General features: G+C 49.2%; 19 protein-coding genes and 1 pseudogene. 3 read left to right on the plus strand and 17 right to left on the minus strand.

The window, feature by feature from the left end:
- The 11 genes from pcrB to uvrB all read right to left on the minus strand — a co-directional run.
- Window positions 1–569 (minus strand): heptaprenylglyceryl phosphate synthase (pcrB, locus tag BN1234_RS15405; protein WP_054957556.1); only part of this gene is annotated, 569 nt, incomplete at its 3' end.
- 252 nt (window positions 570–821) lie between these two features.
- Window positions 822–1682: a dTDP-4-dehydrorhamnose reductase gene (gene rfbD, locus BN1234_RS15410; RefSeq protein ID WP_054957557.1), complete on the minus strand. Its 861-nt coding sequence runs from the start codon at window positions 1680–1682 to the stop codon at window positions 822–824.
- A complete protein-coding gene (gene rfbB, locus BN1234_RS15415; protein ID WP_054957573.1) occupies window positions 1679–2701 on the minus strand; it encodes a dTDP-glucose 4,6-dehydratase in 1023 nt (340 codons plus the stop codon). The genes rfbD and rfbB overlap by 4 nt, the downstream gene beginning before the upstream one ends.
- Window positions 2702–2719: 18 nt before the next feature.
- Window positions 2720–3268, minus strand: coding sequence for a dTDP-4-dehydrorhamnose 3,5-epimerase (gene rfbC / locus BN1234_RS15420; RefSeq protein ID WP_054957558.1), 549 nt, complete (start codon window positions 3266–3268; stop codon window positions 2720–2722).
- A 260-nt stretch (window positions 3269–3528) separates the two neighbouring features.
- The gene (locus BN1234_RS15430; protein WP_054957560.1) at window positions 3529–6042 is read right to left on the minus strand and encodes a U32 family peptidase; all 2514 of its coding nucleotides are present in this window, start codon (window positions 6040–6042) and stop codon (window positions 3529–3531) included.
- A gap of 314 nt (window positions 6043–6356) precedes the next feature.
- A complete protein-coding gene (locus BN1234_RS15435; RefSeq protein WP_370734065.1) occupies window positions 6357–7451 on the minus strand; it encodes a DNA alkylation repair protein in 1095 nt (364 codons plus the stop codon).
- Between the two features lie 181 nt (window positions 7452–7632).
- On the minus strand, window positions 7633–9579 hold the full coding sequence (locus tag BN1234_RS15440) for a stalk domain-containing protein (protein ID WP_245640192.1): 1947 nt from the start codon (window positions 9577–9579) through the stop codon (window positions 7633–7635).
- Entirely contained in the window at window positions 9579–10691 is a 1113-nt protein-coding gene (locus BN1234_RS15445) for a S1C family serine protease (protein WP_082423239.1), read from the minus strand. Before BN1234_RS15445 ends, BN1234_RS15440 begins: the two co-directional genes overlap by 1 nt.
- 172 nt (window positions 10692–10863) lie before the next feature.
- Window positions 10864–11076 carry a DUF2759 family protein gene (locus BN1234_RS15450; RefSeq protein ID WP_054957562.1) on the minus strand — a complete coding sequence of 71 codons (213 nt, stop codon included), beginning with the start codon at window positions 11074–11076 and terminating at the stop codon, window positions 10864–10866.
- Window positions 11077–11746: 670 nt separating this feature from the next.
- On the minus strand, window positions 11747–14632 hold the full coding sequence (uvrA, locus tag BN1234_RS15455; protein ID WP_054957563.1) for an excinuclease ABC subunit UvrA: 2886 nt from the start codon (window positions 14630–14632) through the stop codon (window positions 11747–11749).
- A gap of 112 nt (window positions 14633–14744) precedes the next feature.
- Entirely contained in the window at window positions 14745–16736 is a 1992-nt protein-coding gene (gene uvrB, locus BN1234_RS15460) for an excinuclease ABC subunit UvrB (RefSeq protein ID WP_054957564.1), read from the minus strand.
- 200 nt (window positions 16737–16936) lie between these two features.
- Here uvrB and BN1234_RS15465 point away from each other — a divergent pair, with 200 nt between their 5' ends.
- Both BN1234_RS15465 and BN1234_RS15470 read left to right on the plus strand, forming a co-directional pair.
- Window positions 16937–17734, plus strand: coding sequence for a flagellar motor protein (locus BN1234_RS15465; RefSeq protein WP_054957565.1), 798 nt, complete (start codon window positions 16937–16939; stop codon window positions 17732–17734).
- Window positions 17718–18518: a flagellar motor protein MotB gene (locus BN1234_RS15470; RefSeq protein ID WP_054957566.1), complete on the plus strand. Its 801-nt coding sequence runs from the start codon at window positions 17718–17720 to the stop codon at window positions 18516–18518. The genes BN1234_RS15465 and BN1234_RS15470 overlap by 17 nt, the downstream gene beginning before the upstream one ends.
- 107 nt (window positions 18519–18625) lie before the next feature.
- Here BN1234_RS15470 and BN1234_RS15475 read toward each other — a convergent pair whose 3' ends face one another.
- The 6 genes from BN1234_RS15475 to ftsE all read right to left on the minus strand — a co-directional run bounded on the left by BN1234_RS15475 (window position 18626) and on the right by ftsE (window position 25924).
- Window positions 18626–19732 carry a DUF3221 domain-containing protein gene (locus BN1234_RS15475; protein ID WP_054957567.1) on the minus strand — a complete coding sequence of 369 codons (1107 nt, stop codon included), beginning with the start codon at window positions 19730–19732 and terminating at the stop codon, window positions 18626–18628.
- A 175-nt stretch (window positions 19733–19907) separates the two neighbouring features.
- On the minus strand, window positions 19908–21239 hold the full coding sequence (locus tag BN1234_RS15480) for a PDZ domain-containing protein (protein WP_054957568.1): 1332 nt from the start codon (window positions 21237–21239) through the stop codon (window positions 19908–19910).
- Between the two features lie 75 nt (window positions 21240–21314).
- Window positions 21315–22787, minus strand: a complete 1473-nt coding sequence (locus BN1234_RS15485; protein ID WP_054957569.1) for a S41 family peptidase — start codon at window positions 22785–22787, stop codon at window positions 21315–21317.
- Between the two features lie 105 nt (window positions 22788–22892).
- Complete coding sequence (locus BN1234_RS15490) at window positions 22893–24233, minus strand: murein hydrolase activator EnvC family protein (RefSeq protein ID WP_054957570.1); 1341 nt, start codon at window positions 24231–24233, stop codon at window positions 22893–22895.
- Window positions 24234–24330: 97 nt separating this feature from the next.
- A complete protein-coding gene (ftsX, locus tag BN1234_RS15495; protein WP_054957571.1) occupies window positions 24331–25248 on the minus strand; it encodes a permease-like cell division protein FtsX in 918 nt (305 codons plus the stop codon).
- On the minus strand, window positions 25238–25924 hold the full coding sequence (ftsE, locus tag BN1234_RS15500; RefSeq protein WP_054957576.1) for a cell division ATP-binding protein FtsE: 687 nt from the start codon (window positions 25922–25924) through the stop codon (window positions 25238–25240). Before ftsE ends, ftsX begins: the two co-directional genes overlap by 11 nt.
- A gap of 207 nt (window positions 25925–26131) precedes the next feature.
- Between ftsE and BN1234_RS15505 the strand changes: the two are divergent.
- Window positions 26132–26351, plus strand: a pseudogene (locus tag BN1234_RS15505) (VanW family protein); the annotation flags it as partial.

The raw sequence follows: 26351 nt of genomic DNA on the forward strand, positions 1-26351 counted from the left end.
CCACCGCCATAAAACAACTGTGAATGATCCAGAGATCTGCGGACAGCACGTACCGTATCCATATCACCAAAAGTACCGCTGTATTCCAGGTAAACGACCGGCAGGCTCATCAGCTTGTCCGCAATCTGGGCATAAGCTGCCGCAGATTCTTCGCTCATCTGTGCCTCAGCTGAGGTTAGCTTGGCAACAGTCGCATCCGGATTCAGCACAATATAACCTTCCGTCACTACTAAATCCCAAGGAATGATATATCCGTACCGCTCGATCCCCTGATGATGACGCTTCAGAATCCATGTCGGGTCCGAGGTATTGAGCACCATCGGTACCATATAAAGATCAAAACCGGGCACAACGGCCTCAAGATCGGATATCTCCTGCACACAAGGTAATTCGTACCTTCGAATACGCGAGAGCAGGTCTACTGTATTCTCATACGTAATACCTGTGGAGCCCCCCACCATAATCGCATCGGTGCCCGACATGCATAATTCATCGAGTGCCTCATCACTGATTGCTTTCTCAGGATCTAGCTTAAATACATGCCTCCAGGGCTTTATTATGTCTTTCAACGTCATTCCTCCACGTTAACGGTCTACTACTAATTAAGTCTATGATAGCAGCGGGAGCAAGTCAATTTGTGTTCGTATAAAATACGAACATTTTTATTGGTAATCGTGTAAAATCCCGTGCGTGGGCCGGTGATCTGGTTGGTGTGCGGGTTAGCCTCTTGGAATTGAGAAAAAAGACGTCCGTATAATGCTTCCCGTACTCCATAGAAAAAGAAAAGACCAGCCTTTAGGCAGGTCTATAATGTATATCAGTCACTTCAAAGCCAATAAAAACTCCTTCAACCCTTCACGCCAAGGAGGGAGATCTTCGAATCCATTCGTTCGTAGAGCGAAGTGCTCCATAACCGAATTTACCGGACGCGGAGCGGGTCTGGGAAACTGCCCGGTTAAACACGGCTCAAGCACGGCAGAAGCAGTCCAATCCATCAACTCCTGCGCCTCTTCAAAAATAGCCTGTGCAAACTCGTACCATGTGCAGGCCCCCCTATTGGAAGCATGATAGATTCCAAACTTGTCACTCTCTGTTAAGCATATAAGGAAGCGTGCAAGGTGAACGGTGTATGTAGGAGATCCTTTTTGATCGTTCACAATCTGAATAGCAGGCTTCTCTTGTCCAAGACGGAGCATGGTTTTTACGAAATTACTTCCATATAGACCATAAAGCCAAGAAGTCCTGACGATAAACCATCTGGAGCATAGACTCTGTACCAGAATCTCTCCGGCCCGCTTGGACTTTCCATAAATATTGCGGGGGTCCGGATGATCATATTCATGGTATGGCTGATCCGTTTGCCCATTAAAAACATAATCGGTACTCATATATACAAGTTTAGCCCCCACCCTCTCAGCAGCAAGAGCGATATTACGTGTTCCCACAGCATTGATCTGATAAGCCAGATCTGCATCCGATTCTGCTGCATCCACCGCCGTATAAGATGCACAATGAATAATCGCGTCAGGATGATAGGCTGCAATCGTCTGCTGACAAAGCCCCATATCCGTAATGTCCAGTTCCTGCCTGCCACAGCCTGCCACCTCATGGCCTGCCGCGGTAAATATAGCGACAACGTCCTGCCCGAGCTGACCATGCGCTCCCGTTACAAGCACCTTCATAAAGACTCTCCTAAACGGCTCCCGTACTGCCTCGCTGAATATTCCAGGTAAGCGCCGGATTGAATCCGTTCCCACCAGTCTTTATGGCTTAAATACCATGCAATCGTCTCTTGTATACCGGTTTCAAAGTGATGCTGTGGCTTCCACCCAAGCTCTTTTGTAATTTTGGCAGGATCAATGCCGTATCGACGATCATGTCCCGGCCGATCCTCTATGTAAGTAATCAGAGATTCAGGTTTGCCAAGCTGCTGTAAAATCGTGTTGACGATTTGGATGTTCGTTCGCTCATTATTTCCCCCGATGTTATAGACTTCTCCGCTGCGCCCCTGATGAATGACCAGATCGATTGCGCTACAGTGATCCTCAACATAAAGCCAGTCACGTATGTTCAAGCCATCCCCGTATACAGGAAGGGGTTCATCGGTCAAAGCACGTGATATCATTAAAGGTATTAATTTTTCGGGGAACTGATAGGGACCGTAATTGTTCGAGCAGCGGGTAATGTTCACAGGCAGCCCATACGTTTCATGGTAGGCACGGACCAATAAATCTCCTCCCGCTTTACTCGCGGAATAGGGACTGTTCGGTGCCAGTGGTGTCGTCTCGGAGAATAGACCGGTCGTCCCAAGGGAACCATAAACTTCATCGGTTGAAACCTGGACAAATTTTGTTATGCCGTATTTTCTGGCTGCATCCAATAAGACCTGTGTACCTAATACATTCGTATTCACAAACACATCAGGCTCCAAAATACTTCGATCAACATGGGATTCTGCCGCAAAATTTACGACCACATTAATTCCCTGACTGAAAATCTCATCTACAGCCTGCTTATCCGTAATACTAGCTTTCACAAAAGAATAATTGTTTTCCTGCTCGACTGATCTCAAATTTTCCAGATTGCCTGCATACGTGAGTGCATCCATATTAATGATCTGAGCTTTCGGGTACTGACGCATCATATATAATATAAAATTACTGCCGATAAACCCGGCACCGCCAGTTACAAGGAGCTTCATAGCCAACGGATCATCCCCCTACTCAAAATTCATTTCCGCATCGTGCAGCAGTGGATGCCTTTGATCCTTCTCCGATAAAATCGGGTCACTCACCGGCCAGTCAATTCCAAGCGCCGGATCATTCCACAATATACCCCGGTCATGCTCTGGCGAATAGAACTCATCCACCTTGTAGAGTACCTGCGTGTCAGGCACAAGTGTACAGAAACCATGGGCAAAGCCTTGTGGAACCAGGAGCTGACGCTTGTTATGTTCGGATAGAATAACGCCGGTCCATTGGCCGAATGAAGGTGAATTTTTGCGTATATCCACAATAACATCATAGATCGCACCTGTAAGGACTCGAACCAGCTTGGTCTGGGCTTTCGGGAGAAGCTGATAATGAAGCCCGCGAATAACCCCTGCTTCTAATGATTGCGAATGGTTATCCTGGATAAAAGCATGACCAATTCCGTGCCGCTTAAGTTCGGTAACATTATAGCTTTCCATAAAAAATCCGCGAGCATCCTGATGAACAACCGGTTCCACCAGACATGCTCCGTGTAATTTTAGAGGAGTTGTTCTCATCATCCATAACTCCTTCGCTTCATGAATAGATGCCTATAATAAAAAGGCCGGCTCATTATATACATAAGTGGCATGACCAAAACCCCTGCCCTCTTTTTATCATATGGTAAACCCCTTAGTCCCATGACTCTGATCTGTTCGTAAGCAAAGGATGTTTCAGTATACGTCCTGTTCGTATACCCTCGCATAAAAAAAAGAGCACGATGAGGCATTCTATCGCCTCTCGTGCTCCTCTTATATATAATCGTCTCGTTCGATGCTTACTTCACCAATTGCCCGCGCGTTACACCAAGCTGGTTCGTTGCCTTCAGCTTCTTCCAGACTTGAGTTCCGCTGATTTCGCCGCGAAGAGCGCGGTTGTACAGGTCAATAACTTCATGCACCTGCTCCGGTGTCTCTTCCAGGAATTCTACACGGTAGCTGGATACGCCAAGCTCCATGAAGTTAGCCAGGTATTCTGCCCCCGACTGCTCGATGGCGTTATACACGGTGTTACGGCAGCCTTCATCTACCCGTACAGGGTGCGACATGCCGATCCGGTCTTGAAGAGAGACTCGGTGCTCTTCACAAGGACGGCCGCAGTTCGTAAAGTCTGTTCCTTCACTCAGGAACGTACAGTACACGCAGTGCTCCGTATGGAACATAGGCAGATGCTGATGGATAACAATCTCCATGCGGGATGTGTCGGCTTTGCCAAGCAGATCAACCATTTGCTGAATGTTCAAGTCATAAGACGGTGTGACTGCGTCGCAGCCTGCTTCAAGGAACAGGTCAACAGCTTTATGGTTAGCCATATTCAGCGAGAAGTCTCCGATCAAGCGCGGATGCTGCTTGTCCGGATTCTCCTGCCGGTGGCGCAGGTAGAAATACAGCGCACCGGTGTTGCGCACCAGCACGGCATCCGGCTGGAGGCGCAGGATGTTGTTATGGTAGCCGTTCTCGCCTGGCATATGAATGCGCGGCGTAGCCAAAGCAATCTGCTTGCCGGCAGCATGAACGGCTTCCACCGCTGCCGGGAACTGCTTGATAAACTCGAAGTCGGCGTATATCATCTCTACGCCGGCTTCCAGCGCAGCCTGTACCTGCGGCAGGCTGCGGCACAGCGCGGTAAGCTTCGCTTCACCGCGCGCCACCGGCGCTGCCGGCTTCGCCGCATCGCCATAGACCGACACCGCCCGCTTCACGTATACGGGCGGCTTCGGACGCTCGCCTGCGAGCATATCCACCGCACGGCGGCGGATGCTGTTCAGCTCGCGCATCGGGACAATGACGTCGCCCTGCAGCTCGACGTCCAACTGCTCCAGCTGGAACACGGTACCGCCCAGACGGCCGAACTGCTCCTCGAGCAGCTCTCGGGTCATCGGACGCTTCTGGGCAATCTCCAGTTCCAGCTCCGAATCCACCTGGACCGTTGTGCCTTTCTGCACGTCGGTCCACCACGTTGACAGCGGCTGCCCTGCACTGCCGCTGACACGCACCTGTACCGGGAATACCCGGTACGGCTTCTCTGTTTCATAGGTCTGGCGCAGACGCTTGTCCAGCGCCGGATCGTTCGTCTTCCAGATCCGGTCTCCGACATGAATCCTGCGCAGATCTACGTCACTGCGGCCTGGCACGATGTCGATGATCCAGCCTTCCTCTGCCTCGCCTTCCAGCTTCACGCCCTTACGACGCACGTCATATACGCGGCCGCCTTCTTCCTTCTTCGTCGGATCGCCAGCGTCAAACACAATCCCGTCGCCGCGCTTCAAAGGTGCCTCCAGCTTACATACCACGCCATCGCGGAGAATTTGCTCTACTCGTCCTAAGTATACGCCGCGGCTTTTCGGGAATGTGCCTTCCACCAGCTTTTTGTTATTCGTGCCTTCCAGGAAACCGTGTGTAAAGCCGCGGGAGAAGCTTTGCTGCAGTTCGCGCACTTCTTCCTTGCTCGGCTTCGAGTCATCTCCATCGAAATACCGGTCAATCGCCTTCCGGTATTTGCTGACGACATTCGCCACATATTCCGGCGTCTTCATCCGTCCTTCAATCTTGAAGGAGGTTACACCCGCTTCGATCAGCTCCGGCATGAGGTCGATGGCTGCCAAATCTTTAGGAGACAGCAGATACGCAACATCGCCCATCGGCTTCTGCTCGCCATCCACCATCAGATCGTACGGAAGCCTGCATGCCTGCGCACACTCACCGCGGTTCGCTGAACGGCCGCCCCACATTTCGGAGGTCAGGCACTGACCGGAGTAGGACACGCACAGCGCCCCATGCACGAACACTTCCATCGGCATCTTCGCCTGCTCGCCGATTTTCTGAATTTGCTTCAGATTGTTCTCGCGGCCGAGTACCACCCGTTCGATGTTAAAAGGCTTTGTAAACTCTACCGCTTCCGGTGAAGTAATCGTCATCTGCGTTGAGCCATGGATCGGGAAGTCCGGCGAGATTTCACGAATCATTTTGACCAAGCCAAGATCCTGCACAATAACCGCATCCACACCCGCGTCTACGCAAGCGTCGATCAGCTCCTTCGCATCCTCCAGTTCATTCTCGAACACCAAAATATTAAACGTGAGGAAGCCCTTTACGCCATAGCTGTGCAAGAACGCCATGATCTCCGGCAGCTCGTCCATCACAAAGTTATTGGCACGCGCGCGTGCATTAAACTTCTCCACTCCAAAAAAGATCGCGTCCGCCCCGTTAGCCACGGCTGCCCGCATGCAGTCCCAATCCCCTGCCGGCGCCAGCAGCTCCACGTCTTCTCTTCGTAAAACCTGTGTATCCATCTATATCCTCCCAAACCGGCTTTCTGACCGGTTACTGTAGTTCGTTAACTCCATCATATCCGACATACCAACAATAATTCATGAACCTTTCTAGTTTACCAAAAGTGGGGATATACTAAAAGCTTTTGAAAGGAAATATCTATTTCCTCTCAAAAGCTCACATCGGAAGCATAAGCTAAGCTTTTCTGCGAATTGATAAATTCGCTTGAAAAGCTACATCGGAAGCATACACTAAGCTTTTCTGCGAATTGATAAATTCGCTTGAAAGCTCACTAAATCTGTACTCCCTGACCATACATCTGCCTAATCCACCTTCATTGTAGCTCAAACGAAGCCGTCGCCAGCCGCTTTCCGTTTACCAGAATACTCAGAGTGTGCTCTCCAGGATAGAAGCGGCGTGTAGATATCAATTTAAAGGACTGCTTTTTCGCCAGATGATGACTGCCTGGATCATATATTTTGTCCGAGCATTTATAACGCTTCGGTGCCTGCTTTCCATTCGCCTTCATATATCCGATCTCATAATCAATGCGCAGCGAGCGCGAGTGATCGCCGCAATTCATGATGATGAAGGAAAACTCCAAGTCCTCACCTACAGAAATGACAGGAGAACTTAACCGCAGCCCTGTTACCTCTACACTGTTCTCCTCCAGATTCTCATAGCCGAACACAGCAAGTGCGCGCAGGTCTCCGCGTCTCAGCAGCGTACGCAGCCCATGCCTTACGATCCAATCGGTGAGCGGGTGATGACCGTACCATTCCGCCGCCAGGTCCAATACGAGTTCGGGGTGATCCTTCGAAATATCGTTCAGATGGTTAGCCACACTTTTTCGAACATAGAGGGACGGGTCTTCTTTGAGCAGTGTCAAAATCGGCAGGGCAGGCTTAGGATCGCGGATCAGCTCCGGCAATTGCTGTCCCCAAGGAAGCCGCGGTCTGCTCCCCTCACTGGCAAGCCTGCGGACATGCTCATTATCGCTCTTCGCCCACTCCGTCATCCGGGCCAGCATTCGATCCTGCTCCTGAATAATAAACGGCCGAACCGCAAACTCCGCGCTTGAGAACGCCGTGAAATATTCCAGTGCCTGTATCGATCGTTCAAAATTGTTCAACCCGTTCAATTCAACATAATCAGGGACAAACAAACCTTCAAGTCCTTTGCATTCGGGTGCAACCTCATACAGAACATGCAATGCTTCTTCATAAGAAGGAGGCAAGGTCTCTGTCAAAGCACGTGCAATATGGCGTATCCGCTGTTTAAACTCCTCTGTCTCCCAGCTCTCATCCTGCACAAGCGTCTGAAAACGCTCCTTATGAAAAGCCGGATATTGTGCCTTCACTTTATCTGCAACAGACTCAATAAATGTTTCGGAGAACAGTTCCTTCAAAGACTCTCTCATCTCGTACATTCTTCCTTCCTAGTCATGAATCGATCTATAACAATGAACAACGAAGCGGTCATATGGATATAAAGATATAAAGAGCCAAGCAGTTGTATACTGTTGGCTCTTTAACCATAAGAACTATCTAATTAATAATACGATTTGTTTATTATACCACTTTTTTCATATTCCTGCTTGTTTCGGCCACTTATTGTTTAAGCCACTCAAATGATTGAAGTGCCTTCCCGATCGCCTGTTTCTGGGCCTCTGTCGCATTCGCATCATTGATTACAGTTGACAACGTATACGTTATGCCGCCATTTTCAAAAATGATCTGTCTTGCCGTGTACCCCACCCCATTCTTCTTATGATGAGATGTAAATTGTACGGCAGGAACCCCGGCAAATGTAATATTCTCCGTACCAAGAAGCTTTACCTGATTCTTGCCTTTACCGGATGCTGCCTCATTAAAATACTGCTTCAGCCCGCTGATCACATACTCCGCCTCGGTCTCCTTATCGGTGGTAATTTCAAAGCTGCCTCCTGCGAAACCATACTCCACCTTGGTTGACTCATAACGGTCATTGATGGCTGTCCAATAACGTGGAATAGCCACCTTATAGCGATACGCATTCGAGCTTCTGGTCGTTACCAACGTTTTGTCCATCCAAAGCTCTTCTTCACCAAGCCGGCCGAATGTGCCTCGGACTGCTTCATAATCAATGGCGATAGATGCAAGTACGTCGTTCCATGCTGTTGCTGTCTCTTCTTTTCCATCAGGTATAGCATATTCAAGATAATAGCGGTATCCGTTCTTTTGGAGCATCACCTCATACTCCGTTGTCCATCCATCCCCAAAATTATAACGGACCTCCATGATCTGTCCCTTCACGCCCGAAATCTCAACAGGCTTCAGTCCAACGATCTCGTACGATTCAGCTACAAATGATTCCCCCAGCCAGCCCTTCATCTGATTGATCCAGCCCTCAAGCGTTCCTGCCGGCCCCTTGGGAGCAGAGGTTACCCGAATGGACAAATATCCATTCTCCTCATCACCGTAGAACATCTCCTGTTCATTCACTTTCCACTTCGCCGGGACTCCGGCAATGATGCCATAATCCATATTCATTACCATACGAAGCCCGTCCTCAATGAACGAAAGATCCTTCAGGCTCTTGTCTGCTGTGTTAAAAGATGGCTTGAAGGAATTCAGCAGCCCTGCATATTTATCCAAGTCTTTATAATGCAGTGCCTCTTCATCGGCAAAATAAAGCCCGTAAACCCTGTTGTTCGCATAATATGCGCGCCCTTCCCAGAGTATCCCCTCCATGTCCCGAAAAATAATTCGTGCATAAGGGGTTCCTGCCCCGGTTACCGTTTCACGATCCAACACAACATCCCCGGAGCTGCGCGCATCTCTCTCCAGCCTTTGCAAAAGTGCATCGGCATCCAGCTTGACCTGATCCGGCTCTGCATGAACCTCCAGATAATAGCGGCCGGTTGCATCCGCAAATACCGCAACGTTCTCATTATCCGATCCGCCTCCGATGACCATGCCCGACGGGTAATTCATGCTCCATTCATAATAACTGTTGCCAATTCGTGTCTTGCCTGCGGTCGCATCAATTCCGGTATCAGACTGAGGCACATCTTTATCTGTGACGTTCAAGCTGATGCTCAGCTTGCCATTCTTGTCCTTGCTCATTTTCGCGCCAATTCCCTCGGCTACTGGGCGAAGGGGAACCATCAGTGTGTCTGATACCATTTGCGGTTCAACCGAAAGCACAACTTTCCTGCCATCAACCCATGCTGTCGTGCTGCCAATGGATAGAACAACCGTATGAGGCCCATGGAGAACGCGAACACGACTGCTGCCCTCGAGTCTGATTTCACTGCCAAATGCTTTTTTGAACACACCGACCGGAACCATAATCGTCCCTTGCCTGATAAAAGGCTTGGCAATGGTATAGGACGTACCATTCACAACAGCTTTGCTGCTGCCCTGTTGAAGTGTCAGCACCCGCTTTTCGCTGGAATCTCCCCATACCGGTAGAGACAATGAGGCGCTAAGCACCACAGCCGCCAGCAATGCAGAAGCTGTTCGCCATGGTTTAGCTTTCTTGGCAGGATGAACTGTCTGCTCTTCTCTCATCATTACAGCTCCTCCTTTGCAGGTGCCAAAGCGGCTATAGCTCCCGGACTGCCGCTGCTCAGGGTAAGTCTGCGAATGACAATATCCCCGTCACTCTGCATCAGCACGCTCACCTTCGCTCCGGGCATATAACTCTTGAGCATTTCATTAATATCCACGATGGAATACACTCTCTTACCATTGATCGCGTAAAGCACATCCTCTTCCTTAATTCCGGCCTTCTGTGCCGGGACCGCGGTTACTTTTCTTACCGTTAACGGGTCATCGCTAGGCAGTCCGACAATCGCAGACCAGCTTTCTTCCAGCTCAATTCCCAGGTCAGCACGCTTCACCTTGCCATACTTGAGCAGATGGCCCGTCACATATTGAACGGTATCAACGGGAATAGCGAATCCCATATTCTCGATTCCAATGGCTGAAAACTTCATGCTGTTAATTCCGATCACTTCACCCTTCATATTCACCAGCGGCCCTCCGCTATTTCCCGGATTGATTGCCGTATCCGTCTGAATCAGCCGGTAGGATCCGTCCACACTCCGGTCAAGTCCGCTAACGACACCTGCCGTAGCCGAATTGCGGAGCGAGAACGAAATCGGTGTACCGATCGCCACTACCTTCTCCCCGACTTGGGCTGTTGTGCTGCTGCTTGCAAACCGGGCTGGCGTAAGGGATTTGGCATTGATTTTGACGAGTGCTATATCGCTTACGTAATCGCTGAAAATTTTGTTGGCCTTGTATGTTTTACCGTCGGAAGTAACCACCGTAACCCCTGTCAGTCCATTCACCACATGCGCGTTCGTAATAATCCATCCATCGGATTTCAGGATGACGCCTGTTCCGTGAGCCAGATTATAACGGTCCTCACTGCTTTGGCTGCTTCCTCCAGGGGTTTTGCCGATGATTCCAACTACCGATGGGGACAGACTCTTAACTACCTGCGGAACCGGGTCATTTATAGATGCACTGCTGACACTCTTGGCTTCTGCAATGGGTGTTGGAACTGCTGATAACCCCGCACTGAGCAGCAATGTCAGGCTGAGCAGTATGCTTACTGGTCTTCTTTTTCTCTTCAAATCCATCTCTTCACCCGTTCCTCTCCGAACGTTAGCCTGCATAGCTACGTGTACTCTTCAATCTACCATACAGCCAGGGCTTGTACCATTGCTGAAAGACCTAATTTATTCCTTTATTTTCCTGATGATATGTGAACACACGAACACAGATATAAAAAAAGACGTCCCCGCAGTATTCACCACGAGAGACGCCTTCTATGTAACTGATCATTTCCTAGTTGCTGCTAAACCAATTGGTAATCATCGCATAGTCCGAGTAAAGAAAAACAAGCAGGCTGACCACGCCAAAAGCGATTGCGAATTTATTTTTCTGGCGGGCAGTTAGCAAGCGAACTACACCGACAAAGATCAAAATCGTAAACAAGATCATAAAAATATCAAATGTCTTAAAGTTGGAACCGGCTTCAGCAGCTGCTGCAAGGAACATCGGATTTACCTCCTCGTGGTTTCTCGGTCATTTTCACATCTTCTTATATGTTATCCGCGCCCACGCTTGGATGCAAGCCTTTCATTCCAAAAAAGGCAAAAAAGTCATATTTTTTTCTCAAATTAACCCAATTTATTTGTTTTCTTGATGACTTTGTTCCTTGACCTGGTGGATTACAGCTGTTTACGGTGGTCGGTTGGGTGATCATTTTGCTGTTGTTGGACGCTGCGGGGACGAATCATTCCTAACATCGCTGTTGTGTTCCAATTTCCTGAACTGGTTTTTGTCGAGGAGGAAATTGGAACACAAAGGCGACCGCTACCGCTTTAGCCTACACTCCCGATGCTAGCTTTCCTTCTGAAAGCTCTTACCGGAATCGATTCGTCCCCTCCGCTGCTTCGTGCATATCCATCCATTTTAAAAAAAAGAATACTTAACTCACTCTCCCTGTCCACTTATTAGTCCCTTACGCATCATATACTCGATTTTTCCCGTACATTTGCCTCGTTTACCGTACTCAACGTATTTTGCTCTTGACTAGACCAAACCAGAAATGGCGGTGCAGGGGAAAGCTGATAAGCTCCCTGGCACCGCCATACTTTGGTAGTTTATGCGTATTTCATTAAGCGAGTTGGCCAATCGTGAAGTAGTGAAAGGCCATCCCTGCTGTTTATTTCACAGCTGACTCTTCTTTAGCCTGAATAGCTTTATTTAATTCCTCAGTCCGCTTCGTATCGCGTTCGAGGACCGGCTTCAGGTACTTGCCTGTATAGGACTCAGGGACTTTGACGATCTGCTCCGGTGTACCGGTAGCAATGATTGTGCCACCGCCGCTGCCGCCTTCGGGCCCAAGGTCGATCAGGTAATCTGCGGTCTTAATGACATCCAGATTGTGCTCAATCACAAGGACGGTCTCGCCAGAATCAACCAGGCGATGAAGCACCAGCAGCAAGCGGTCAATATCATCCACATGCAGGCCGGTTGTCGGCTCATCGAGAATATACATCGTCTTGCCTGTACTCCGGCGATAGAGCTCGGAAGCGAGCTTCACGCGCTGCGCTTCACCACCTGAAAGGGTTGTCGCAGGCTGTCCAAGCTTAATATAGCCCAGGCCCACATCCATTAACGTCTGCATCTTCCGGTGAATTTTCGGGATGTTTACGAAAAATTCAGTAGCATCCTCAACCGTCATTTCCAGCACGTCAGAGATGTTTTTCCCTTTATATTTCACTTCCAGCGTTTCACGATTATAACGCTTGCCTTTACATACCTCGCACGGAACATAAATATCCGGCAGGAAGTGCATCTCGATCTTGATGATTCCGTCTCCGCGGCAAGCCTCACAGCGGCCGCCCTTTACGTTAAAGCTGAAACGGCCCTTCTTATATCCGCGAACCTTCGCTTCATTCGTCTGGGAGAAAATATCACGGATATCATCGAACACGCCGGTATAGGTTGCCGGGTTAGATCGAGGTGTCCGACCGATCGGAGACTGGTCGATATCAACAACCTTCTCAATATGCTCCAGACCGCGCATTTCTTTATACTGTCCCGGACGAACCCGGGCTCTGTTCAAATCCCGTGCAAGCGTCTTATACAGGATCTCGTTCACAAGCGTAGATTTACCCGAGCCGGATACGCCGGTAACGGCTGTAAAGACACCGATCGGGATTTTGACGTTAATGTTCTTAAGGTTGTTCTCTTTAGCTCCCCGGATCTCCAACCAGCGGTCATCCGTCTTCCGGCGCTGGCTGTTCACCGGAATGAACTTGCGTCCACTCAGGTACTGGCCTGTCAGAGAATTTTCATCTTCCATAATCTCTTTCGGTGTACCTTGGGCAATTACCTTACCCCCGTGGATCCCTGCACCCGGACCAATATCAATTATATAATCCGCTGCCATCATGGTATCTTCATCATGCTCTACAACGATCAGTGTATTACCAAGATCACGCATATGCTCAAGCGTAGAGATCAAGCGGTCGTTATCCCGTTGATGAAGTCCAATACTCGGCTCGTCCAAAATGTAAAGCACGCCCATGAGGCTTGATCCGATCTGGGTCGCAAGCCGAATCCGCTGTGCCTCTCCACCGGACAATGTGCCTGCTGAACGGCTCAGCGTCAGATAATCCAGTCCGACATTGACCAGGAATCCCAGGCGGCTGTTGATCTCTTTCAAGATCAGATTCGCAATCTGCTGTTCCTTCGGAGTCAATTCCAGACCCTCGAAGAAGCGCGAAGCTTCCCCCACGGACAAGCTGGTTGCATAAGCCATGTTCCGGTCGTTGATCGTAACGGCGAGACTCTCTTTCTTCAATCGGTGACCTTTACATGTATCGCAGGGCTTCGAGCTCATATAACCTTCAATATATTCCCGAATTCCTTCGGAATTCGTATCGCGATAACGGCGTTCCAGATTCGGAATGATCCCCTCAAACGTTACATAAGCTTCTTTCTTCTGACCAAAATCATTCTCGTATTTAAAATGGACTTTTTGATTTCCTGTACCATACAGCAATTTATCCATATGCTCCGAGCTAAGCTCGCTCACCGGAACATCCCGTGGAATCTTATAATGCTGGCAGACCGACTTCAGAAATTGCGGGTAGTAGTTAGATGTACCGCCAGCCCAAGCCTGAAAAGCACCGTCTTCAATGCTCTTGCTTGTATCCGGCACCAGCAGGTCAGGGTCAACAATCATCTCCATGCCCAAACCGTCACAATCCGGGCAAGCTCCGAACGGTGTATTGAAGGAGAACATTCGCGGAGACAGCTCTTCCATGCTAAACCCGCAGATCGGACAAGCAAAGTTAGAGCTGAAACGCAGCTCCTCCTGTCCTATGATATCGACCAGAATCTGTCCTCCTGACAGATTGAGTGCAGTCTCAATGGAGTCTGCGAGCCGGGATTCGATATCCGGTTTGATGACAATACGGTCAACCACAACTTCAATGGTATGCTTCTTGTTCTTTTCCAGTTCAATATTCTCTGACAGATCACGCATTTCTCCGTCTACACGTACGCGGACAAAACCTTGCTTGGATATATCCGCGAACAATGACTTGTGCTCACCCTTGCGCCCGCTGATGACCGGAGCCAGAATTTGAAGACGCGTCTTCTCCGGATACTGCATGACGCGATCGACCATCTGCTCAACAGTCTGGGATGTAATCTCAATGCCATGCTCCGGACAATGAGGGTGACCAATACGTGCGAACAACAGCCGCAGATAATCATAAATTTCCGTTACCGTCCCCACCGTGGAACGGGGGTTGCGGCTTGTCGTCTTCTGATCAATGGAAATAGCCGGGGACAATCCTTCGATAGAATCCACATCCGGCTTCTCCATTTGGCCCAGGAACTGGCGTGCATAAGCGGACAACGACTCGACATACCGCCGCTGCCCTTCCGCGTAAATCGTATCGAACGCAAGCGACGACTTGCCGGAACCGCTTAGACCGGTAAGCACCACGAACTTGTCCCTCGGAATGGTTACGTCGATATTTTTCAGGTTATGGGCGCGGGCGCCCTTGATTACAATATTCTCAATCGCCAAAACATATCATCTCCTCACTGCTTCACACAGCTACGATCTATGGATCTATATTTTAAAGAGAACGACCGTCCGGCCGCTCTCCTGATATTTCTGCTTACCTAGATACAACTAATTACTCAGCCTTTAACTCAAGCAATGCATCGCGAAGCTCCGCTGCTCTCTCGAACTGGAGGTTCTTCGCGGCTTCTTTCATTTCTGCCTCCAGACGCTCGATCACCGATTGACGATCTTTCTTGGACATTTTGCCTGCATTTCCCGTCAGATAATCGGCCTTGCTCTCAGCTGCTTTCGTCGCTTCAATAACGTCACGTACTTTCTTGCGAATCGTCTGAGGTGTGATTCCGTGCTCCTCATTATAAGCCATCTGCACACTGCGGCGGCGCTCAGTCTCCTTAATGGCCCGATCCATGGAGTCTGTAATCTTGTCTCCATACATGATAACCTGGCCATCCGAGTTCCGCGCCGCACGGCCGATCGTCTGGATGAGCGAGCGGTCCGAACGGAGGAAGCCTTCCTTATCGGCATCCAGTATAGCTACCAGCGATACCTCAGGCAGATCAAGACCCTCTCTCAAGAGGTTAATACCGATAAGAACATGGAAGGTCCCGAGCCGAAGATCGCGCAGGATCTGCATCCGTTCGAAGGTCTTAATATCCGAATGCAGATACCGGACCTTGATTCCAATTTCCTTCAGATAATCCGTCAGATCCTCGGCCATCTTCTTCGTCAGCGTCGTGACAAGCACACGCTCATCCCGTTCGATCCGGGTATGGATCTCTCCAATCAGATCGTCAATCTGACCTTCCGAAGGTTTTACACTAATCATTGGATCCAGAAGACCTGTCGGACGGATGATCTGTTCCACCATCGTATCACAATGCTCCAATTCATACGGCCCCGGAGTTGCTGACACATAAATGATCTGTTTGACCTTTTCCTCGAACTCCTCAAATTTCAGAGGACGGTTGTCGAGAGCTGACGGCAGACGGAAGCCATGGTCGACAAGGACCGTTTTACGCGCGCGGTCACCATTATACATCGCCCGGATCTGCGGCAGTGTCACGTGGGACTCATCCACAACAATCAACATATCGTCAGGGAAATAATCCATCAGCGTAAACGGCGTTGCTCCAGGCTCTCTGAACGTCAGTGGACCTGAATAGTTCTCAATACCGGAACAGAACCCAACCTCCTGCATCATTTCAATATCATACCGCGTCCGCTGCTCCAAACGCTGCGCCTCCAGCAATTTGCCTTCGCCACGAAGCACCTCAAGCCGTTCCTCGAGTTCCCGTTCAATATTAACGAGCGCAGCACGCATCGTTTCTTCGCGGGTAACGAAGTGAGAGGCCGGGAAGATGGCAACATGCTCGCGTTCGCCAACGAGCTCACCCGTCAGCACATCGATCTCCGTAATACGCTCGATCTCATCACCGAACAATTCCACCCGGACAGCGTGTTCTCCCTTCGATGCCGGGAAGATCTCTATAACATCGCCGCGCACACGGAACGTACCGCGGACAAAGTTCATGTCGTTACGCTGGTACTGAATATCAACAAGCCGCGCCAAAATCTGATTGCGCGGCTTCTCCATCCCTACCCGCAAGGATAACAGCAATTCTCCATATTCCTGCGGTGAACCCAAACCATATATGCACGATACACTCGCCACAATAATAACATCACGCCGCTCAAACAATGAGCTTGTGGCAGAGTGACGGAGTTTATCGATCTCTTCATTAATGCTTGAATCTTTCTCAATATACGTATCAGAAGAAGGAATGTAGGCTTCCGGCTGATAGTAATCGTAGTAGCTTACGAAGTAATCAACCGAGTTGTTCGGAAAAAATTCCTTAAACTCACTGGCCAGCTGTGCGGCAAGTGTCTTGTTATGCGCAATGACCAATGTAGGGCGATTTAGCTTTGCAATCGTCTGCGCAATCGTAAATGTCTTTCCCGTACCGGTTGCGCCAAGCAGTGTCTGGTGCTTCTTGCCTTCTCGCACCCCTTCCACCAGCTCCTCAATTGCACGGGGCTGGTCACCTTGAGGCTGAAATTCTGATTCGATCTCAAAGGATTTTGTACTGACAACTAAATCACTCATTTGTCCTTTATCACCCTTATCGTCTAGAATAAGTATATTAATAAATTGTCGAAATTTTCCGAGTAATATAATTAAGGAAAAATCATCCTTCAGCTTCCCAATTATAAGAATGCGTGTTCCCGTTAATTATACTCTCTTCAATTTTTGTATGCAAACAATATATACACCAATTTTATATACAAGGAGATGGTTCTTCCCCCATGGATATGACAACGATTATTGGAATATTAGCAGGTCTGGCCGCACTGGTCGGAGGCTTCCTGTGGGAAGGCGGTCATGTCAGCGGGCTTATGCAGGGAACCGCAGCCCTGATTGTTTTTGGAGGCACCTTGGCAGCGGTGCTGATCAGCTTTCCGGCCTCCCGGCTGCGAACAGTTCCCGATGCTCTGCGTACCGCTTTCGGACGGCGTACCCGTCTGCCTCATGAGCTGATTGAAGATATTGTAGACATGTCTGTGATCGCCCGTAAAGACGGCGTCCTCGCTCTGGAGCGGTCTTCATCGGAACACCCTGACCTTTTTCTGCGGGAAGGCATGCAGATGGTCGTTGACGGCACCGATGCCGAGCTTGTGCAGCAAATTCTCGAGCTGGAGATTCAGGCGGCAGAGCAGAAGCATGAAGGTTACGCCAAAATATTCGAGTCTGCCGGCGGCTATGCCCCGACCATGGGAATCATCGGTACCGTGATGGGCCTCATTCATGTGCTGGGCAGTCTGCAGGACCCGACTCAGCTCGGCCCGTCTATCGCCGTTGCTTTCACTGCTACACTCTATGGTGTTGCAAGCGCTAATATTATCTTTCTTCCCATTGCAACCAAGATTAAAGCACGCAGAGAAGAAGAAATTCAGAATATGGAGCTGCTCCTTGAAGGAATTCTAGCTGTTCAGAACGGTGAGCACCCGCTTCTTGTTCGTAAAAAGCTGGCTTCCTACGCTTCTTTCGCTCATTCTTCCCGCAATCTGGAGGCAAGGGGGGCCGCCCGTGAAACAGCCGACTAGAAGACGTCGCCGGAAGCGGAGCAGCAGCGGCAGCGGACATCATGATCGCTGGATGATCACGTATGCGGATCTAATCACTCTTCTGCTGATCTTTTTTGTCATCATGTATGCCATGAGCCGGCTCGATACCGAGAAGTACAAGCTCGTAACGGAATCCCTGCAATCCACCTTTCGAAGTGGAGACTCCATTCTGGAACAGGGCTCCGGCATAACAGGGACCGCCGATACCGAGAAACACAAGAATCCGCCAGCAGACACGACGGGTAAGAAGGACCCCGAGCCATTAACCGAAAGGGAGCTTGCCTTCCGCAAACAGGAGGAAGAGCTCGCAGCCTTTATGAATGTAATTAAACAATATGTGCAGGATAACCAACTGGAAAATGATATTTTCATTGCAGATGAGCCTCAAGGCATTGCCATAACACTCAGCGACCGCTTCCTGTTCGATGCCGGTAAAGCTGAACTGAAGGACGGTGCTGAGCCGGTGCTGGGGAAGCTCGCAAGCTTATTCAAGGACCTGGATACGACGATTAGTATCGAAGGCCACACCGATACCGTTCCCGTGGGTCGATACTCACCGTATAAGGACAATTGGGAACTCTCAGGCGCACGCGCCATGTCTGTACTGCGCTATTTCCTGGATGTAAGCAAGCTGAAACCGGAAAGCTTTCAATATGCAGGATATGCGGACACCCGCCCTGCCGCCAGCAATGAAACTGTCCAAGGCAAACAGAAAAACCGCCGGGTTGAGATTACGGTGCTGAGACAGCTGCGCGAGAAGTGACTGTATCGTGATTAGAATCATAAAAAGAAGTAACCCGCTGCAGGCTGACAGTCTCAGGGGTTACTTCTTTTTTGAGTTGAACACATCGCCGCTTTCCAGAGGAGGCACTACTTCCCTCCTGCTGACTCCCTGACCGCAGCCGCCCGGTCATTAAACCATTTCTGAAGCTCGCGGATGGAATCGGTCTGGTATATAGCATCCTCATCATCAAACACGATGATCGTCGGCAGCTTACCCAGCATCAGCTCTTCTTTGAAGTCCACGACTTCACCTTTACGGTAAGGAACCCACGAAATCCCGCCAGTAAATGCACCAGGTACGTAACGGTCAAAATCCATTTCATCGTGGGGAGGAATCGTATTCTCCCTGTAGATCACGACCGTGTGGATCTTTCCTGACCCTGCCAGCATATGCCTTAGCTTCTCACTTCGCGGCATCGTAACTCGCGTCACTTGCTCTGCCTGGAATGGTTCCTTATTCATACGGTCATATGACCATGTCTTGTCTGGAATCACTTCCAGCTTATCTCCGACCTTCAAGGAGGAAAACTCAATACTCTGACCCAGTCCATCCACAAGCTTCGTATCCTCGTTTAACGGAACACTGATACCATGCATGATATCCTCAACAGGTCCATGGTTATTTCGGTTTGCCCAACCACTGATATTTAAAGAGATTGTATTCTTCTTGGGATCTATCCACGATACATATCCCGTCACCACATCATCTCGATACCCCGTTACTTGAACCAGCTGAGGCTCCTGGATGATTTTTAAAGCGGATGTGTTTCTGTACGGTGGATTAGAGGAATCCTCTTTGTTTGAATGAATTCCCACAAGCTGTCCCACTTTAAGCTGCCTATACTGTTCATTCGATACAAAATAGTAAGCTCCACTGTCGTTATTCTGAGCGTGCTTCGCAAGCTCGTCCCAGCTGGAGTTAACCGCTGTGTCCTCACTCAAGCCTTGAATGACAAGAACCGTCCCCCCCATGCCGCCGCTTCGTTTCGCTGCCACCATTCCTTCAAAGTAAGGCTCTTTATTTTCATTAGGATTCTCCAACAATTTGGGCTCTGCCGGTGCAGTCGAAGCGGGAGACTTTACCCCAGGAACCTCGCGATCCGCATTTTGTGATCCGTTCCCTGTACAACCCCCTGCGGTTAGCGCAACTGACAATCCGATAAACAGTAAGAATAATTTATGTAATACGTTCATGACGTGACTCTCCTCTTTAACCCTATGTTCCTCGTTATGGGCTGATATATGTTTGACGGGTTGAAGGAGGATGATGTTGCACATTTATACCTGTTCCCAATAAAAAAAGCCCTCCATAGCGGAGAGCTTCTTCTTATGTGTGAGGGCGGCCTGCCCTATGAGAGATTTAACCTTCCTAAAGCTCAATCGTCTCCTGCTTGTCCTGCGAGGCAGCTGTTGTCTGCTTAGAAGCAGGAGCCTTGATCCCTTTATTACGAAGGTTCAGCTTCATGCCCAGGATTGCATACAGGCTGAGCGGCTTCATCTTCACAGACAAAAGGTCATCCGGTTCAGGTGCAACGATGGCACCAAGCTGATGGTGATCACCTTCGTATATCGCCCGCTGCATAAATTTGCTCTCGCCTTGGTGATTCTGAACCTCCAGCTTACAGAATGCCGGGTTCTGACGAAGTGCAGCATGCAGCTCTTCCTTGTTATGAACCAGCGTTCCGTTCACCTTCAGAATCGTCTCGCCCACCTGAATGCCTAATTCATCCGCTGGCCCGCCCGGCAGTATTGCCAGCACGCGAACGCCCTTCGGCGGATTCACAAAAATCGGACTCTTCTGGGATTCCTCATAACGGCTGTACCAGATCAGTGCTTCGTGAAGAACGAGCGCTGCTGCTGCAGCGACAATCATGAGCGGAGACCACCATTCCGCAAGCAGGCTCAGTGCAAGCAGCACAGCGCTGTAAATAATGAGTCTCTTCGATGTAATTGCAGCCTTCTGCCGGGGAAGCATACTCTGCGTCATTTCTCCGAATCCGATCAGTGCAGGCAGCACCAGTATACTGATCCCGCCGCTCCAGCCGTCACCGCCAAAGAATGGCGTCCATGGAAGCACCAGATTACCACTTGAAGCGGGGATGAGCAGGAACAACGGCAGCGGCCAGAAGCTCTGCATTTGATATCCGCCAACAAGCTTGCCTCTCTTCCCGTCAAGGAACAGCGGTGTAGCAAACTTCGAGCCCTGTAAATAAACCAGCACGGCTTCTGCAAAATGAAGTACAGCTGCCAATGCGAGCAGCGATGGAATGTCCATTCCTGCAATGGTCGATCTCACATCACCTGCAAAGCCTGCAGGCTCCCAATGAGGAAACCAGCTAAGTATAAACTGAATGATACCAAGAACCCCTATAGAATAAGCAAAGCATAGGAACCTTACCCGGAAGAGCATCAGTATAAGCGCAGTTGCCCATATACATAGGACAGCCCCAAAAGTAAGGGTGATCCCGAGAAATGCCATCACCACCGAGACGGCGATACCTGCGATAAGCCCCCCTATAAACGTTCTCCAGGTCTGCAGCCCCCATCCGTTCAGTCGAACATGAAACAGCTTGCGCTCCAGCAGTACCTGTCTGCGATATAGCAAGACAATAAAAATAATGGAAATATAATAAAACGGCTGCATCAGCAGCTGTAATCCGGCATCAAGCCCAAGCCACAGCAATTCCTTCGCTGTCTCCAAAAGTATGACACACTCCTTCCTGTTTAACGCTTCTTGCAAGTATACAATAAAAAAAGAAGGCTAAGGTTAGCCTTCTTACTTGTTCGACGCCTTAGCCGCGATTTCCTTCCGAACTTCGGCGATTCCGCGGTTCAGTTGGTTGTCGTTCTTCGGATCTTGAATCTTCTTGATTAACTCCGCTTCAAGCGCTTCAGCTGTTGCGGCATTCACCACACCCGTCGCCTTCAGCTTCTTGCTGCTCTGAAAACTCTTCACGGCCTTCTCTGTAGCACGGTCAAAATAACCGTCCTTACGGCCAGGCTTAAAGCCGACAGCCTCAAGCATGATTTGAGCATTCATGACATCAGAGTTATTCATATCATATTTCAACACTTTCTTCTTATCAATCGGTGCCACCGAGAAGTACGCCGGTTGGGCAACTTTCAAGTTCGGCTTGATTCCCTTTTCGTGAATCCATGTGCCATTCGGTGTCAGCCACTTGGCAATTGTTACTTTCAGCAGGCTACCGTCTCCAAACTGCTTCTCAAAGCTGGTTTGAACCGTACCTTTACCGAAAGAGTTCTCACCGATCAATACAGCGCCTGCCGACTCCTGAAGTGCCCCGGCCAGGATCTCGGATGCACTGGCACTTCCCTTGTTCATCAGAAGCGTCACAGGATACGGCTTGGAGCTTCCTTTTGAAGGATGCTTATCCCGTCTCTTCTCTTTATCTTCAACCTGAACGATCAACTTGCCTTTCGGCACGAATTGCTCTGCGATATCAATGACTACGGAGAGAACCCCGCCCGGGTTGTTCCGTACGTCAATCACAAGTCCTTTCATGCCCTGATCCTCAAGCTTCTTCAGCTCTTCCTTAAAGCGATCACCGGTATTCAGGGAGAACTGGGAAATCTCAATGATGCCAACTTTATCGCTTTCCATGCGAGAAGTTACGGTCTCAAGGTTCACATTATCCCGTACAATGACAAATTCGATCGGATCAGTAGACCCTGCTCGCTTCACTTTAAGAACCGCTTTGGAGCCTTTGGGACCTTTGATCTTACCTACAGCCGTATTCAAATCCATTCCCTGCAGCGATTCTCCGTTCACTGACAAAATAATATCCTTCGCCCGAATTCCGGCTTTGTCTGCAGGAGATCCCTTAATCGGTGAGACAACAACCACGTTGCCATCAACGGAGGATACCTCTGCCCCAATACCGCTGAAGGAGCCCTCAATGCTCTCTTCAAATTGTGCGGCAGGAACCTTGCCCATGTAATTGGAATACGGATCACCCAGTGAATCCATCATTCCGTTAATCGCTCCGTCGACAAGCTTTTCCCTGTCGATGTCCTTATAGTAATTCTTTTCGATTAAATCAAGGGCGGTACCAATCTTCTTGGCCTCATCCTGTTCCAGTCCATTATTGTTGGCTATGCTGGCGAACAGCCCTTCTCCGCCGGCACTGGAACCCGCCAGATTCGGCAGCTGCATGAACACCATCGTCAGGAGTCCGCCGCACAGCATGGCGGCGACAACTAGGAATACGGCCGTTCTTTTTTTTAACATGGATTTCACCGCCTTTTATCAGCTCATTCACTTCGTAACTTCCCGGTTGTCCTAGTATATGATTAACTTCCCGGGAATATTTATACAGCGGTTCCTTGTTCTCGTTTACAGATAAGGCGTTGGATTTACAGCAGAACCGTTAACTCGCACTTCAAAGTGCAAGTGAGGACCTGTGCTTCGTCCAGTAGAGCCGACTTCAGCAATCTTCTGACCACAGCTAACCTGTTGTCCTTCTTTAACCTTCGTGCCACCATTACGGATATGTCCGTAAAGCGTCCATACACCGCCGCCATGATCGATAATTACGGCGTTGCCATAACTGCTCCACCATTCAGCCAGGATAACCGTACCGCTCTCAGCTGCGCGGATATCAGTACCTTCAGGTGCTGCAAAGTCTTGTCCAGTATGCATGGACATTACTTGGCCCGTTACCGGGTGAGTACGCGTTCCATAACCTGAGGAAAGATAAGCACCCGATACCGGCATCGCGAATGGACCGCCATTGCCTGTGAACGAGCCGCCACCGCCAGATGATGGTCTGGAGCTGGAACTGGAGCTGGAAGACGATGAGGCTGAGGCAGCAGCTTGCTGCTTCTTCGCTGCGGCAGCTGCTGCAGCCTTTCTCGCTCTGGCTTCAGCTGCTGCTTTTGCTGCAGCTGCTCTGCGCGCCGCTTCGGCTGCGAGGAGCTTGTTCTTCTCTTGCTGGAGGTTCGAACGCTTCGTAGCCAATGTTACGAGCATCTGCTCCTGTTCAGCGGAGATATCGTCAGAAACTTCGATCTTTTGGTCATACTCGGCAATCAGAACTCTCTTCTCCTGCTCTTTCTCATTCAACTCACTCTTACGGTCTTCCATTTGAGCATACAGGTCTTTGGCTTTTGCATATTGACCTTCAAGCTCTTTCTTCTTATCCAGAACAAGAAGCTTGTCCTGCTTATGCTGTACCAACAAATCCTGATCCTGATCGACAATCGTCTTCAGGGAGTCTGCACGCTCCAGGAAGTCTGTAAAGCTTGTCGATGACAAGAGTACATCCAGATAGGAAACTTCGCCGTCCATATAAATGAGACGAATGCGCTCCTCCAAAAGTTTCTCTCTTGCAGCAATACGATCTTCTGCCGCCTGCAATTCTTTTTTCGTTGTGCGAAGCTCATCTTCCGTCTCATCGATCTTTACAGAGATTTTAGAAAGCTCATTACTTACCGTATGAATCTGATCCATCACATATTCAAGCGATTTAGTGGTTTTATTCTTATAGTGCTGAGCCTCTTGTTTCTGTTCAGCAGCTTTGTTCTTCTGGTTGCGGGCCTGACGGACCTGCTCCTGAAGTGTTTGAATCTCACGTTCAACATCAGCAGATGTTTTGCTTTCAGCTAATCCGGCAGAGGGTTGGAATACGACTGCGGCCAATAGAAAGGCGGCTAATCCGGCGGCGATCTTTTTCAACTTGCGCTCCCCATCCTTTATCAATGTTCTAGTTAGATTATTTAAAATATGGTCTATATATTAAGTAAGACTAAATGTCGTTATTGTCGTAATGCAGTTATACTTTCAAAAACTTGCGGATGGACATGGTGCTTCCCCAAATGCCGATGACCATTCCCAGCAGAATAATGACTCCGCCTAGCGGCAGCCATATGTCACCAAGAGGCATCAGGCTTTGTGCAAGCGTAATATCGCCCTTCACGGCCTCATGCAGACGGCTGTAGCCCATGAACAGAATGGCAACCGTAATCACTGAGCCGAGGAATCCAATCAAAGCACCTTCAACGAAGAACGGCCAACGAATGAAGTTATTCGTCGCTCCTACCAGCTTCATGATGCTGATCTCACGGCGGCGGGCCAATATCGTTACCCGAATGGTGTTGGAGATCAGGAACATGGACATCAGGCCAAGTCCACCAACAAAAATAAATCCGATATTCCGCACTGTGCGGGTAATCTTAAACAATGTTTCAACGGTGCCTTCTCCATATTTCACTCTAAGAATAGGCTTTTCCGGATGCTTCTCGTTCAAAGCACTGATCTTGTCAGCTACATGAGAGACCGTTGTCGGTTCAACCACTTCGACTACAAATGAATCAGGAAGAGGGTTCTGGTCTTTCTGGTTAAATCCCTCCAGTATTTCCTTGCCTTCTTCTCCAAGACTTTCGGTAAGCTCCTTCATTCCTTCTTCCTTCGATACAAAATGAATGGAGCTGACTTCAGGCATTGCCTTGATTTCCTTCTCAACGGTTGCACGCATCTTCTCATCTACATTCAGATTCAGATAGGCGCTTACCTGCACTTCACTATCGGCTTTATCGGCCAAAGCATTTACATTCAATACCAATAAAATGAATACGCCTAAAATAAATAATGACACTACGATCGAGGTTACTGAGGCTACGGACATCCAGCCGTTCCGGAATACGCTTTTGGCCCCTTCCCGCAAGTGCCGTAGGAAGGTTTTAAAAGTCATACCCGTACTCCCCTCTCGCCTCGTCTCGGACAATTTGTCCATTCTCTATAGCAATAACGCGTTTACGCATTGTATTTACGATATCTTTGTTATGGGTGGCCATCACGATGGTGGTACCCCGGAAATTAATCTCGTCCAGAAGCTGCATAATCCCCCATGAAGTCTCTGGATCCAGGTTACCCGTGGGCTCGTCCGCAATAATCACCGAAGGATTGTTAACTATTGCCCGGGCTATGGCAATTCGCTGCTGTTCTCCCCCAGACAATTGTGACGGCTGCCGGTTTGCCTTGGATTTCAAACCAACCAGGTCAAGCACTTCCATGACCCGTTTCTTCATAAGCTTTGTAGGTGCCTCGATGACTTCCATCGCAAAAGCGACATTCTCATAAGCCGTTAACTTCGGAAGCAGGCGGAAGTCTTGGAATATCACCCCGATATTACGGCGAACATAAGGAATTTTCCGCTGCTTCAGCTTACCGATATTAAATCCGTTAACTGATATTTGTCCTTTAGTCGGTACTTCTTCTCTATAAATTAATTTCATAAATGTCGATTTACCTGCGCCGGACGGTCCGACGACGTAAACGAACTCATTTCGGTCAATCTTTACCGAGACCCCTTTAAGTGCGTGGGTGCCATTCGGATAGGTCTTCCACACATCCTGCATTTCTATCACTTCATCACTTCCCATTACTTAATTAGCCCTTATATATTCGACACTTTCCATCTAATTCCTTTAAAATCCAAGATAAATCCTCAAGACAACACCTATTGTAACAAATTTGTTACCTTTTGAGTACCCGAAAGTTTAACAGCCTTGTGACATATACATTAAAAGGTGCTTGAACTACGGTTAACCAGAAGTAAAAAAAGGTGGATTCCCATGAAAAAAATACACTTAAGTCTCATTATTGTTATTTGTCTGCTGCTCATCGGCTCTTTTGGTTACGGAGGCTTGAATGTATATGTTAATCAAAAAAGCATTCCAGATCATGTCACATTGTCAGGCTGGAGCATCGGCGGTAAACCGATCACTGAGGTGCTTGATGAACTGGAGCAGCGTTTAAGCTTAATGGATTCACTTCAGGTTGAAATTGGCGGGG

This window comes from Paenibacillus dakarensis, assembly GCF_001373415.1.
GTDB lineage: Bacteria > Bacillota > Bacilli > Paenibacillales > Paenibacillaceae > Paenibacillus_AQ > Paenibacillus_AQ dakarensis.